General features: G+C 42.1%; 6 protein-coding genes. 3 read left to right on the forward strand and 3 right to left on the reverse strand.

The window, feature by feature from the left end:
• Positions 1-66 precede the first annotated feature (66 nt).
• The 3 genes from GQO80_RS02235 to GQO80_RS02245 form a co-directional block, all read right to left on the reverse strand.
• Positions 67-972, reverse strand: a complete 906-nt coding sequence (locus GQO80_RS02235; RefSeq protein WP_157206588.1) for a Ppx/GppA phosphatase family protein — start codon at positions 970-972, stop codon at positions 67-69.
• Position 973: 1 nt separating this feature from the next.
• On the reverse strand, positions 974-3037 hold the full coding sequence (gene ppk1 / locus GQO80_RS02240; protein ID WP_157206590.1) for a polyphosphate kinase 1: 2064 nt from the start codon (positions 3035-3037) through the stop codon (positions 974-976).
• Between the two features lie 121 nt (positions 3038-3158).
• Entirely contained in the window at positions 3159-3659 is a 501-nt protein-coding gene (locus GQO80_RS02245; protein ID WP_157206592.1) for a SixA phosphatase family protein, read from the reverse strand.
• 476 nt (positions 3660-4135) lie between these two features.
• Here GQO80_RS02245 and GQO80_RS02250 point away from each other — a divergent pair, with 476 nt between their 5' ends.
• Genes GQO80_RS02250 through GQO80_RS02260 form a run of 3 tightly spaced genes read left to right on the forward strand, consistent with a single transcriptional unit; the run spans position 4136 to position 15321 of the window.
• The gene (locus GQO80_RS02250) at positions 4136-4660 is read left to right on the forward strand and encodes a hypothetical protein (protein ID WP_157206594.1); all 525 of its coding nucleotides are present in this window, start codon (positions 4136-4138) and stop codon (positions 4658-4660) included.
• 37 nt (positions 4661-4697) lie between these two features.
• Positions 4698-14390, forward strand: a complete 9693-nt coding sequence (locus tag GQO80_RS02255) for a gliding motility-associated C-terminal domain-containing protein (RefSeq protein WP_157206596.1) — start codon at positions 4698-4700, stop codon at positions 14388-14390.
• Between the two features lie 10 nt (positions 14391-14400).
• Complete coding sequence (locus tag GQO80_RS02260; protein WP_157206598.1) at positions 14401-15321, forward strand: PorP/SprF family type IX secretion system membrane protein; 921 nt, start codon at positions 14401-14403, stop codon at positions 15319-15321.
• Positions 15322-15328 lie beyond the last annotated feature (7 nt).

The raw sequence follows: 15328 nt of genomic DNA on the forward strand, positions 1-15328 counted from the left end.
TTATGTTATACGAATATATATTATAAAATTAAAATGGTGCAATTTTAAAAGGTGAATGGCACAATTTTACTGTGTATTGCTAGAAACCGTATCATAGTAGATGCTTTTTATAATACCGTCGGCCAATCCTATTTTTGGTACATAGAGGTTTTTGGCGCCACTCCATTTCATGGCAGACAGGTAAATGCGTGTGGCAGGAATAATTACGTCGGCCCTATCCTGGTTTAAGTCCAATTCGGTTATTCGCTCTTCGTAAGAATAACGCTGGAGCATATTGTAATACGACGTTAAATAGAAATACGTTAAAGGTTTGCCCAAGGCTTTGCCCGAAACCTTGAAAATTTTGTTAATGTTGCCACCAGAACCCAGCACCGAAATTTTTTCATAACCAACGGTATGCGTTTTAATCCATTGTTCCAGTTCGTGCCATGCCTCGTTGGATACCATATCGTTCAATAAACGAACCGTTCCTATTTTAAACGATTTTGATGTTACGGGATTGCCTTCGTGAATAACGGTAAACTCGGTGCTACCTCCGCCCACATCAACATATAGGTACGTTTTGCTTTTATCGATATATGAGTTTAAATCGGTGGCAGCTATTATTGCGGCTTCTTCTTCGCCCTCAATAACATCAATTTTAATTCCCGATTGTTTAAAAACCAAATCCACCACTTGTTTTCCGTTCAAGGATTCGCGCATGGCCGAAGTGGCACAGGCTTTATATTTTACCACTTTATGCGATTTCATCAATAATTTAAACGCGTGCATGGTATCTAAAATTCGTTGCGTGTTTTCCTTGGAAATTTTATGGTTTAAAAACACATCCGAACCCAAGCGAATGGGCACACGCACCAAGGAGTTTTTTTTGAACAGTACCGGTTTGCCCTTTTGTTCTATAATGTTGGATATAAGCAGCCTAACGGCATTGGAACCAATATCGATCGCTGCATATTTTTTTATTGAAAGCATGTTAATTTTCTAGTTTTTTTAAGTAATAATTGTAGGTTTCAAACTGCGACCTTACTTTTTCTTTATCATTTATCTTATATTCATTTTCTTGTGAAGCGTTCAATACCCGTGCCTTCACGTTATCGCTCCAACAAATATTGAAGGTGTCGATAATTTCTTGTTTTATGGCTTCATCATAAATGGGGCAGCTCACTTCTACCCTATTTTCTATGTTCCTTGTCATCCAATCGGCAGAAGAAATATACACCTTGGGGTTGCCGTTATTGCCAAATATATATACCCTGGAATGTTCTAAAAATTTATCGACCACACTAATAACCTCAATATTTTCGCTCATGCCCTTAATGCCCGGAACCAAACAGCAAATCCCCCTTATGATCATTTCAATTTTAACGCCTGCGTTACTGGCTTCATATAGTTTATCGACCATGTTGTAACTTGAAATACTGTTCATTTTTAAACGTATTAAGCCTTCGTTCCCGTTTTTTACGTTTTGGATTTCGGCATCAATTAATTTGAAAATTGATTTTTTGGTATGATGGGGCGATGTTATTAAATGCTTGTAACGGAATATTTTATAGTTCGATTCAAAAAAGCTGAAAATTTTAGTTACATCTTTCAGGATACGCTGGTCGGAGGTGAACAAGGTATAATCGGTATATACTTTTGCGGTCGATTCGTTAAAATTTCCGGTGCTTATAAAACCATACCGTTTTAGCTTCTTCCCTTCTTCCCGCTCGATGATGCACATTTTGCTGTGCACTTTTAAACCTTTTACGCCAAAAACCAAATTGATGCCTTCATCTTCCATTTGTTGGGCATAGTTGATGTTGGCCTGCTCGTCGAACCTAGCTTGAAGTTCTATGGAAACCGTTACTTGCTTGCCGTTTATGGCGGCATTTATAAGCGAACTGGCAATATCGGATATTTGTGCCAACCTATATATGGTTATTTTTATGGTTCTTACCTTGGGGTCCAAAGCGGCCTCGCGCAAAAATTTAACGATGTACGAAAACGTTTGGTAGGGCGCGTGCAGCAGGTAATCTTTTTGTTTGATGGCTTCAAATATGCTGGATTCCAAGCTAAGTCCCTTAATGGGCAAAGCCTCTATTTTACTGTACATTAAATCGGTACGCCCTAAACTAGGGAAGCTCATGTAATCGCGACGGTTGTGGTAGCGACCTCCGGGTATGATGCTGTCGGTATCTTCAATGCCCATTTTAGTCATTAAAAATTCCAAAGTTTCAGCATCAATGGTTTTATCATAAACAAAGCGCACGGGGTTGCCCAATTGGCGGTGCTTCACACTATCGGATATTTTTTCAATAAAACTTTTGCTCAAATCGCTCTCAAAATCCAATTCCCCATCGCGGGTTATCTTAATCATGTGGGCTGAAATGCTTTTGTAGTCGAAAATGTTAAAAATATCGCGCAAGCAATGGCGCAATAAATCGTCTATTAAAATGATGAAGTTTTTATCGTCCTGCTTTGGAAGTTCCACAAAGCGGTTTATGGATTTTGGTATTTCAATTAATGCAAACTGTTTTTTAGCATTGTTCATTTCCATCCTAACGGCCAAATAAGCGGCGCTATCCTTTAGGTTTGGCAATAAAACTGCATCGTTTAAAATAATGGTTACCAGGGCAGGACTAACTTTTCTAATAAAATATTTTCTTAAAAACTCGTGCTGCGTATCGTTAATTTGGGTTTCATTGATGATGTAAATGTTTTCATCTTTCAGGCGCATTTGGATGCTGTCCAAAACCTCTAAACTTTCACTTTGTTGTTTTATAACTATTTGGGTAATAATTTCCAGCAATTCGGTAGCCTTCATACCGCCCAATTCGGTTTTACCGCCTTTTCCGGCATCAACAATTCGCTTTACTGTTGCATAGCGTACTTTAAAAAACTCGTCGAGGTTGTTCGAAAAAATGCCTAAAAAACGCAAACGCTCTATTAAAGGAACCGTTTCGTCGGATGCTTCTTGCAAAACCCGCGCGTTAAATTGCAACCAGCTTATTTCTCGGTTTATATAAATGTTCGTGTGAACTTCTGGTTTGATCATGCTTAAAATATGTTGGGACTTTTCACAAATATATCCTATTTAGGTTAAATAAACCCATTAAAAAAATGAAGATGTTTTACGATTCTTCACGATTACTATGAACCATTTACTGCTGAAGACACTAAAAAGAAGGGTCGTTTTTTAAATCTCTTGGAAATAAAGCACTTATGGTTTTTCCTTTGGTTAAATCTTGCCATCTGTCCACATCAAACACTATTGTTACCACACCACAGGTTGGTACGTTTTCTATATATCGATCACCAAAAGTATTTACAAACGCTGTAATGGCGTGGTTGTGGCCAAAAACCATCAAATTATGCACACGGTTATCGCAATTTTTAATAATCCGGATCAAATTGTTTCCTGAAAAATCATAGAGATCTGGTTCAACATGAAATATACTTGGTTGGATATGCAGATTTTCAACAAAAATGTTTGCCGTTGTTTTGGCTCGAACCGCATCACTTGAAATCGCCAAATCGATGGCTAAATCGTTTGCATTTAAATGGTTTGAAACTAAATGTGCGTCGGAAATACCGCGTTCATTCAACGGGCGATCATGGTCGTTCAGGTGATGCTCCCACGATGATTTGGCATGCCTAACGATGAGTAGCTTTTTCATAAAATTTTCGATTAACTGTAAATTTAATCGATAAAAGGTTGTTTTTTTCGATTAAATTCATTTTATTTGCTCGATAAAGTTACAAATTTTGTTTTTATTATGGTGGAAAACGCTAACAAACGCATTAATTATTAAAGCATTAGGATATTAAAATTTTACAACCGACAAATAACACATTATTGCGATTAAGCGCAACTTGGAGCTTTTAATCGATTTTTTAAGTGATTTAACATTTTATTTTGACCAACACATAGCTTATACGTTAATTTGTTCTACCTATATAATTGAAACTTATGACCCCAAATCTAATTTCACAAAAAGCCATAGCATTGTTGTACAATGTTTTTCCCTCGCAGTTTTTTCCCTCAAAAACTATTTTATCGTTGATTTTAACATTCAGAAACTAAGAGTGACCATTGCGTTGCGTTAGTGTCTGTATTATAATATATTTTAATTAAAATAATCTTTTTTTAGCCATGAGAAATAAATCGACTTTTGCGTTTTATACTTTTTTGTTTTCCCTATGTGTATCCTTATGTTCTTTTAACAAAACAACGGCACAGGAAAAGGGTATTTATGAACTAAGTGAAACGAACAGTTTAGCAAAAACCAGTTCAAAAAAAGCAAACCTAAACGACAGGGAAGATTTTTATGCATTGGCGCTTAACCTTCATGCAACCATTTATGTTGAAAATAATAGTTTAAGAAAAAGCAACAAAAATATAACTTCTGCATCAAAGCTAACTTTTAATGATGCCAAGTCTTTTAACATATTAAACCAAAACAACCAAGATTTTAGCGATGTAGAGCTTATTACCATTGTTTTGAATAGTGAAAGCGATTTGAACAATAAAATAAACCTTACGCAAGCCAATGGTTTTAATAGTTTAAAATACGTTTACATAAAATGCAATTTTAAATGCAGCGAACAACAACTTAAAAGCTTTGTAACCTCTGATGCTGCCATAAGAGTGTTCTACAAATCTGAAACGCCTTCATAAAAGTCCTAAAGATACCATCCATTTAAAAGTTTGAAAAATGAAAAAACATTACACTAAAAAAACAGTTGCAAATACCGTTTCAATTAAATTGATGCTGTTTGCCGTTTTGCTTATAAGTGCAATTTATACAAGTTATGGTCAGGTTAGGGTGCCTTTTACCCCAAGAGCATCGGACTTTACGCCTACAAAAACCAATTATACCCTAAAGGGCGATTTTACCATGATAGGAAACACCAACCTACAATTGGCCGGTTTTACCTATCCAACCAATGCATCAAACAACAACGAGATGAAATACGTTGATATTGATGGAGATATTAATACTTGGAACTCATCTTCAGCCAATTTAACGTTTTCAACCGAAAATGGCGCCAATCCAGATTGTTCCAATATTGTGTATGCAGGATTGTATTGGACAGGTAGATCGAACATTGAAAATACGTTTGAAGTGGTAAACCCAAACACCATATACCACAACAATACTATTGATAAAACAAATTACACCTTAAATATTTCAACCGATAGTAACTATACTTATTTTTTATTTACCCCTGCGGGCACTGGAGACACCGTTCGGTTCAGGATTAACTCATCCAATAATGCCATTCAAGTTCAAAGAAATGGCGGTGGCTGGAGTGCCAACATACCCAATACTTACAACAACAATCGATTTAACTTTACGACTAATTATGAGGTTTTTTCAACCTCAAATTATGTTTTAGAAGTTTCGGCTTTAAGAACAGACAATACCGATCGTGCCTATGTAAATACTAAAAAAAGTTTTGATAAACATAAAGTGCTATTAAAAGGCCCTTCCGCTACAACCTATGATAATATCACGGCTGCAGACAATAATATTTATTACCCAACTACTGGCGATGGTTATATGTTCTCTGCCTATGCTGAAATTACCGATTACGTGAAACTTCATGGCCTTGGAGATTATTTTGTTGCAGACATTGCTTTAAGAGAAGGTGAATCTGATGCTACCGGTTATTATGGTGGCTGGGGAATGGTAGTGGTTTATGAAAACTCTAAAATGAAATGGCGCGACGTAACCGTTTTTGATGGTCATGCCTATGTAGCAAACCAAATAACTGCCAATTATACGTTTAATGTTTCTGGCTTTAACGCTGTACAAAATGGCGATGTAAACTTAAAGTTAGGGCTTATGGCTGGAGAAGGTGATATAGCTATATCTGGAGATTATTTTCAAATTGAAAAACGAAATACCGGCGTTTATGAATCCTTAAGCCATAGTAGCAATGCTACCAATAACTTCTTTAACTCATCCATCGTAACAGGAGGAAATTCTAGAAATCCAAATTATGGAAACAATACCGGTATGGATATTGCCATGTTTGAAGTAGATAACGGAAACAACGATGCCAACCCTTCCAACGACAACCAGTACATTACCAATAACCAAACTTCTACCTCCTTTAAATACGGCTCTACACAAGATACCTATGTGATATTTAATCTAACATTTTCCGTAGATGCCTATATCCCAGAACCTGAGGTATTGTTAACAACCAGCGCAATTAATACCAGCGGCTCAAACCCCAATGTGCTCTTGCCAGGTGAAAGTGCCACTTATAAGATAGAAATTAGAAATAAAGGAACTGAAGCTACTAACAATACCATTATTACCATACCGGTACCATACACGTCTTCTTATCAAAATTTAAGTATCCTATATAACGGTTCAACTAATTTCACACCTGCTAATGCGCCCATTTACGACCCAAATGCGGGGGCAACGGGCTCTATTATTTGGAATCTTGGAACCTTACCAGCAACTGGAAACCCGAATGAAATTTTAGCCGACTTAAGCTTTACGTTAAAAGCTACAACCGATTGTTCGCTTTTAGTAAACGCCAATTGCGATTCTAATATTTCTTTAGGGGGTTCTATTGCAGGCACAGGCGCAACCTCAGGCGTTTCATTTAACCAACAATTAATCCAAGGTTATGAAACAAATGGTAGCTGTGTGGGCGAGCCTATACCAACACCAAACATACTTCCAATAGATTCTGAAGCTTATGTTAATGCTAATTGTGGAAGCTATACGGCTGTTAGGGATTTTTATTTTTGTAACATTGGCTCTAATCCTATCCAAACTTCTCAAATAAAAGATGCATTTCCTCCAGGTACTAAATACTATAACGAATATCCTTTAACGAATACTTCAATCCAGTTCAGTGCTTCAAACCCGTTTCCTCCTACTTTAGGGTCATCGGTGTACTATGCAATTCCTCCTGGATCCACAACTTGTTATTACCAATTTACCATTAATGTATCTAACATATCCTCGGTACCAACTGTACAGAACGTTAGTTACTGTTTAAATGCTCCAGCGAGCCCATTAACGGCCGTTCCTAGTGATGCACCAACATCGCCATCGGCATTTACGCTATACTATTATACTGATAATAACCCATCAACACCTGCGCAAACTTCTATCGTTCCATCTACAAGTACTGCCGGAGAAACCACTTATTATGTAGCAGAAGGTTATTCAAATTCTTGTATCAGTCCAATTAGGGTTCCTATAAAAGTAACCGTTTATGGAGGTGTACCAGTAATAACAGCACCAAATACCATTGCCATTGAAGGATGTGATGTAAACAATATTACCGCGTCAACTGCTAGATATCCTTACAGTTCTACGCAGTCTGCCGATATAAAAGACACCTTTATTACAACAGGTTACACGGCTTCAGATGATGAAACCATAGCTAGCATAACGTATATCGATGTTATTGATACTAACACAAGTTGTCCATTAGTGGTAACTAGAACTTTTACTATTACTGATGGATGTGGAAATACAGCAACTGCATCACAAACTATAACAATAACCCAAGTTGACTTTACGGCTCCAGCAAACGGCGGCTCCACCGTCGATTGCTTAGCGGCCGCCAAAGTAGCACCTGCAACGCCTACCGTAATCGATGCTTGTGGCAACGCTTTAATCCCTGTTCTAAAGACAGCACCTGCCGATATCGCCTGTTCCGGTGACATGGTATGGGTCTATACCTATACCGACTGTGCCGGCAATACAAAGGATTGGACTTATACTTATACAATCGATGTCCCTGACTTCACCGCACCTGCAAACGCAGGCTCTACCGTAGATTGTTTAGCTGATGCCAAAGTAGCACCTGCGACGCCCAACGTGACCGATGCCTGTGGCAATGCCATAACGCCCGTGCTAAAGACAACGCCCGCAGACATCGCCTGTTCAGGTGACATGGTATGGGTCTATACCTATACCGACTGTGAAGGCAACGCCCACGATTGGTCGTACACTTATACCATCAACGTACCTGACTTTACGGCTCCCGCAAACGCAGGCTCTACCGTAGATTGTTTAGTTGATGCCAAAGTAGCACCCGCGACGCCTACCGTAATCGATGCTTGTGGCAACGCTTTAATCCCTGTTCTAAAAACAACACCTGCCGATATTGCCTGTTCAGGTGACATGGTATGGGTCTATACCTATACCGACTGTGAGGGGAACGCACACGATTGGTTGTACACCTACTCCATCGACGTGCCCGATTTTACGGCTCCCGCAAACGGCGGATCTACCGTAGATTGCTTAGCGGCCGCCAAGGTAGCACCCGCGACGCCCAACGTGACTGATGCCTGTGGCAATTCCATAACGCCCGTGCTAAAGACAACGCCCGCAGACATCGCCTGTTCAGGAGACATGGTATGGGTCTATACCTATACCGACTGTGAGGGGAACGCACACGATTGGTCGTACACTTATACCATCGACGTCCCTGACTTCACCTTACCTGCAAACGGTTTGCAAACTGTCGGCAACCTTGCCAATGCCGTGGAGCCAACACCGCCCAACGTGACCGATGCCTGTGGCAATGCTATCGTGCCTGCCGCTGCCATAAAAACAGCGACCCCCGATTGCCAGGGAACCGTGGTATACACGTTCACATACACCGATTGTGAGGGCAATGCCCATGATTGGACCTATACCTATACCATTGAGCTCGCTCCTTTTGCGGTGCCCGCAAACGGTGGCGCCACCGTGAACTGTATTGCAGATGCCACAACGCCAACACCGCCAACGGTATCGGATGCCAATGGCAGCCCCATTGCGCCTACAATGGCACAAAGTGCGGACCCTACCTGTTCCGGCAGCAAGGTGTTCACCTTTACATATACCGACTGTGCCGGCAATACAAAGGATTGGACTTATACCTATACCATCGATGTCCCTGACTTCACCGCACCTGCAAACGCAGGCTCTACCGTAGATTGTTTAGCTGATGCCAAAGTAGCACCCGCGACGCCCAACGTAATCGATGCCTGTGGCAATGCTTTAATCCCTGTTCTAAAAACAACACCTGCTGATATCGCCTGTTCAGGAGACATGGTATGGGTCTATACCTATGCCGACTGTGAAGGGAACGCACACGATTGGTCGTACACCTACACCATCGACGTACCTGACTTCACCTTACCCGCAAACGGCTTACAAACTGTTGGCAACCTAGCGGATGCCGTAGCGCCGACACCGCCCAACGTGACCGATGCCTGTGGCAATGCCATCGTGCCTGCGGCACCTACCAGGACCGCGGCACCCGATTGCCAGGGAACCGTGGTATATACCTTCAACTACACCGACTGTGAGGGCAATGCCCATGATTGGACCTATACCTATACCATTGACCTCGCTCCTTTTACAGTACCTGCCAATGGTAGCGCTACCGTAAACTGTATTGCAGATGCCACAACGCCAACACCGCCAACGGTATCGGATGCCAATGGCAGCCCCATTACGCCTACAATGGCACAAAGTGCTGACCCAACCTGTTCCGGCAGCAAGGTGTTCACCTTTACATATACCGACTGTGCCGGCAATACTGCCGATTGGACATATACCTACACCATCGACGTACCTGACTTTACGGCTCCCGCAAACGGCGGCTCCACCGTTGATTGTCTAGCGGATGCCAAAGTAGCACCTGCAACGCCCAACGTGACCGATGCCTGTGGCAATGCCATAACGCCCGTGCTTAAGACAACGCCCGCAGACATCGCCTGTTCAGGAGACATGGTATGGGTCTATACCTATACCGACTGTGAGGGGAACGCACACGATTGGTCGTACACTTATACCATCGACGTCCCTGACTTTACGGCTCCCGCAAACGCAGGCTCTACCGTAGATTGTTTAGTTGATGCCAAAGTAGCACCCGCGACGCCTACCGTAATCGATGCTTGTGGCAACGCTTTAATCCCTGTTATAAAAACAACACCTGCCGATATTGCCTGTTCAGGTGACATGGTATGGGTCTATACCTATACCGACTGTGAAGGGAACGCACACGATTGGTCGTACACCTACTCCATCGACGTGCCCGATTTTGCGCTACCGGCAAACGGCGGCTCCACCGTCGATTGTTTAGTTGATGCCAAAGTAGCACCTGCAACGCCTACCGTAATCGATGCTTGTGGCAATGCTTTAATCCCTGTTCTAAAAACAACACCTACCGACATCGCCTGTTCCGGTGACATGGTATGGGTCTATACCTATACCGACTGTGAGGGGAACGCACACGATTGGTCGTACACCTACACCATCGACGTGCCCGATTTTACGGCTCCCGCAAACGGCGGCTCCACCGTCGATTGTCTAGCGGCCGCCAAGGTAGCACCTGCAACGCCCAACGTGACCGATGCCTGTGGCAATGCCATAACGCCTGTGCTGAAGACATCGCCCGCAGACATCGCCTGTTCAGGAGACATGGTATGGGTCTATACCTATACCGACTGTGAAGGCAACACCCACGATTGGTCGTACACCTACACTATCGATGTCCCTGACTTCACCGCACCTGCAAACGCAGGCTCTACCGTCGATTGTTTAGCTGATGCCAAAGTAGCACCTGCAACGCCTACCGTAATCGATGCCTGTGGCAACGCTTTAATCCCTGTTCTAAAAACAACACCTGCCGATATTGCCTGTTCCGGTGACATGGTATGGGTCTATACCTATACCGACTGTGAAGGCAACACCCACGATTGGTCGTACACTTATACCATCGACGTCCCTGACTTCACCTTACCCGCAAACGGTTTGCAAACTGTCGGCAACCTAGCGGATGCCGTGGAGCCAACACCCCCTACAGTGAGCGATGCCTGTGGTAACGCTATTATACCTGCCGCTGCCATAAAAACAGCGACCCCCGATTGCCAGGGAACCGTGGTATATACCTTCAACTTCACCGATTGTGAGGGCAATACCCATGATTGGACCTATACCTATACCATTGAGCTCGCTCCTTTTGCAGTACCTGCCAATGGTAGCGCTACCGTAAACTGTATTGCAGATGCCACAACGCCAACACCGCCAACGGTATCGGATGCCAATGGCAGCCCCATTGCGCCTACAATGGCACAAAGTACGGACCCTACCTGTTCCGGCAGCAAGGTGTTCACCTTTACATATACCGACTGTGCCGGCAATACAAAGGATTGGACTTATACTTATACCATCGATGTCCCTGACTTCACTGCACCTGAAAACGCAGGCTCTACCGTAGATTGTTTATTTGATGCCAAAGTAGCACCTACAACGCCTACCGTAATTGATGCTTGTGGGAATGCTTTAATCCCTGTTCTAAAAACAACACCTGCCGACATCGCCTGTTCCGGTGACATGGTATGGGTCTATACCTATACCGACTGTGAAGGGAACGCACACGATTGGTCGTACACCTACTCCATCGACGTGCCCGATTTTGCGCTACCGGCAAACGGCGGCTCCACCGTCGATTGTTTAGTTGATGCCAAAGTAGCACCTGCAACGCCTACCGTAATCGATGCTTGTGGCAATGCTTTAATCCCTGTTCTAAAAACAACACCTACCGACATCGCCTGTTCCGGTGACATGGTATGGGTCTATACCTATACCGACTGTGAAGGCAACACCCACGATTGGTCGTACACTTATACCATCGACGTCCCTGACTTCACCTTACCCGCAAACGGTTTGCAAACTGTCGGCAACCTAGCGGATGCCGTGGAGCCAACACCCCCTACAGTGAGCGATGCCTGTGGTAACGCTATTATACCTGCCGCTGCCATAAAAACAGCGACCCCCGATTGCCAGGGAACCGTGGTATATACCTTCAACTTCACCGATTGTGAGGGCAATACCCATGATTGGACCTATACCTATACCATTGAGCTCGCTCCTTTTGCAGTACCTGCCAATGGTAGCGCTACCGTAAACTGTATTGCAGATGCCACAACGCCAACACCGCCAACGGTATCGGATGCCAATGGCAGCCCCATTGCGCCTACAATGGCACAAAGTGCGGACCCTACCTGTTCCGGCAGCAAGGTGTTCACCTTTACATATACCGACTGTGCCAGCAATACAAAGGATTGGACTTATACTTATACCATCGATTTAACAACAAAACCAGTAGTGCCTGTAAGTGGAAATTCAATTGTAGAATGTATTGCAGATGCTACACAACCAACCGCTCCAATTGTAACCGATGCCTGTGGCAACAACATTATACCCGTGATTACTCAAAGTGCCGATCCAATTTGTGAAGGCACCAAAGTATATACCTTTACTTATACAGATTGTGCTGGAAATGAATCGGTTTACACATACACTTATACCATTGATGTTTCAACAGTACCAACTGTACCGGCAAATGGTAGTTCAACTGTGGAATGTATTGCAGATGCTATCCAACCAACCGCTCCAATTGTAACGGATGTTTGTAATAACACCATTATCCCTGTGATTACAGAAAGTGCCGATCCAATTTGTGAAGGCACAAAAGTATATACCTTTACCTATACCGATTGTGCTGGTAATGTATCTGTTTACACTTATACTTATACTGTTAAAGATACAACCGCTCCGGTACTAACTTTGCCTGCAAATGCGACCGCTGAATGTAGTGCGGATTTATCAACAATCGCTTTTGGAAACGCCACAGCAACCGATAATTGTGACCCAAATCCAACAATTACCTATGAGGATGTTACAACAAATGGAGCATGTCCTGGTAGTTATATAATAACTCGTACCTGGAAAGCAACCGATACCTGTGGCAATTTCTCTACTGCCGATCAGATAATTTCAACTGCAGATACAACAGCACCAGAGTTTGTTCAAACAAACCTTCCTAGCGATATTACTGTTGAATGTAATGCTATTCCTGTTGCGGAGATCCTAACAGCCACCGATAATTGCGGAACAGCTTCAGTTTCTATAACTGAAGAGAAAATTAATGGTAGTTGCATTAATAATTATACCATTAAGCGTACTTGGACTGCTACCGATGAATGTGGTTTAACAAAATCACACACTCAAACCATAACGGTTAAAGATACCACGCCTCCAGCATTTGTTGAAGCGTTACCTCCCACAAATTTGGTTGTAGAGTGCGATGCAGTTCCTACTGCTGAAACATTAACAGCAACAGATATCTGTGGTTCTGCAACAGTTTCGGTAAAAGATGATAGAACCAATGGCAGTTGCCCAAATAGCTATACGTTAGCGCGTATTTGGACAGCGACTGATGAATGTGGTTTAACAGCAAAACATACCCAAATTATTGTAGTTCGCGATACCAAAGCTCCAACATTTGTAGGAACACTTCCTCCTAAAACTTTAACTGCTGAATGTGATGCCGTACCAACTGCTGACATATTAACAGCTATTGATAACTGTGGAGATGCTACCGTAACGGTAAAAGATGTAAAAACGACCGGTGATTGCCCAAATAATTATACCATTGTGCGCACTTGGGTCGCTACTGACGAATGTGGTTTAACAAGTAAATACGAACAAATCATAACTGTTAAAGACACCAAAGCACCTGTTCCTGCATCAACATTCAATCCAGAATTAAATGTAAGCTGTACTAACATCCCTGAAGTGCCCGCCCTAACATTTACCGACAATTGTTCATCTGCATCGGCAATAACCGTAACATTTGCAGAAACAAGCACCTATGTTGCAAACGTTTACAAAGATTACCAAATTATTAGAACATGGACAGTTAAAGATGAATGTGGCAATGAAAAAGATTATAAACAAACGCTCAATGTGGCTCTTGATGAAATTATAACAGACATTGTTGCTCCTGATCTGTGTTTTGATGAAGGTGCCATTAACCTGAACAATTTAACTCCTGAAAACCTAAACACCGATGGAACTTGGGAATTATTGGAAGGTGATCCTAGTGCCACAATCAATGGAAATATATTTGATGCCAAAAATGTAATATGGGACAAAAACACGGTATTACAAGGTTTAGACTATAAATTTAGATATACTACAACCGATAATGGCTGCATCAGTATCAACGATATTGCAATGACTGTTAACTATTGTAAAGTACTGCCCTGTGGTGAAAACGACGTGGTTATTTCAAAAGCGGTTACGCCAAATGGTGATGCTTATAACGAATCTTTCGACATATCGGGCATTGAATTATGTGGATTCAAGGCTGAAGTTAAAATATTCAACCGTTGGGGCGCTTTAATATATGAATCTGATAATTACACCGTTGGAGAAAATCTAGGCGATTGGAAAGGAAACGCCAGTAAATCGTCCATAGGTAATGCCGGCAAAGTACCAAACGGAACATATTATTACATAGTAACTATAAAAGATAGCGGATTGGCACCATTTACTGGACCAGTTTACTTAGGAACCAAATAACACTTAACCTATGAAATTTATTAAAAATCACATAATCGCAATGGCATTGTTTGGCTGTACGGTTGGAATGGCGCAACAGTTACCGCAGTTCACCCAGTATATGTACAATACAATATCCATAAACCCCGCTTATGCAGGGAGCAGGGAAGCTTTAAGTATTGTGGGCTTGCACCGAAGCCAATGGGTTGGTTTTAGAGGCGGTCCTATTACACAAACACTTTCTATCCATACGCCGTTAAGAAACGACCGCATTGGTTTGGGGTTATCTTTTATTGAAGATGATTTAGGTCCCGAAAACTTCACCTATTTATATGGCGATTTCTCGTATTCAATTCCAACAGGAAAAACAGGAAAACTGGCGTTTGGTATTAAAGGTGGATTTACACAATATAGTTTAGATCCCGATTTTCGCGAAGCCGAAAGTTTCGACCCATCAATTTATGGCATTGAAGACCGCTGGACCCCCAATATTGGGCTTGGTGTTTATTATAGCACAAACCGGGTATATTTCGGTCTATCAACACCTCGAGTGTTAAATACCGATAAAAACACCGAAGAAGGGTTCGAGGCCTTAGATAGATTAAGTTACTATTTCACTGGTGGCGTAGTAGTCGATTTAAGCAACAGCTTCAAATTCAAACCTGCATTTTTAGTAAAAGCAACCAATGGTGCACCCGTATCTTACGATTTAACGGCAAACTTCTTGTACAACGAAAAGTTTTGGATTGGAGGTTCGTATAGAATCAACGAAAAAACAGCCGCCATTGGTGGTATAGCCGATTTTCAAGTGTCCAGACAGTTGCGCATAGGCTATGCCTATGAAAAACCAATCTCTGAAATTGCGCGGTACACCACCGGAACGCACGAGATTTTATTGATGTACGAATTCAAATTCTTAAGTTCTAAATTAAAATCACCTCGATATTTCTAATACTTTT

This window comes from Mariniflexile maritimum, assembly GCF_009746565.1.
GTDB classification, from domain to species: domain Bacteria; phylum Bacteroidota; class Bacteroidia; order Flavobacteriales; family Flavobacteriaceae; genus Mariniflexile; species Mariniflexile maritimum.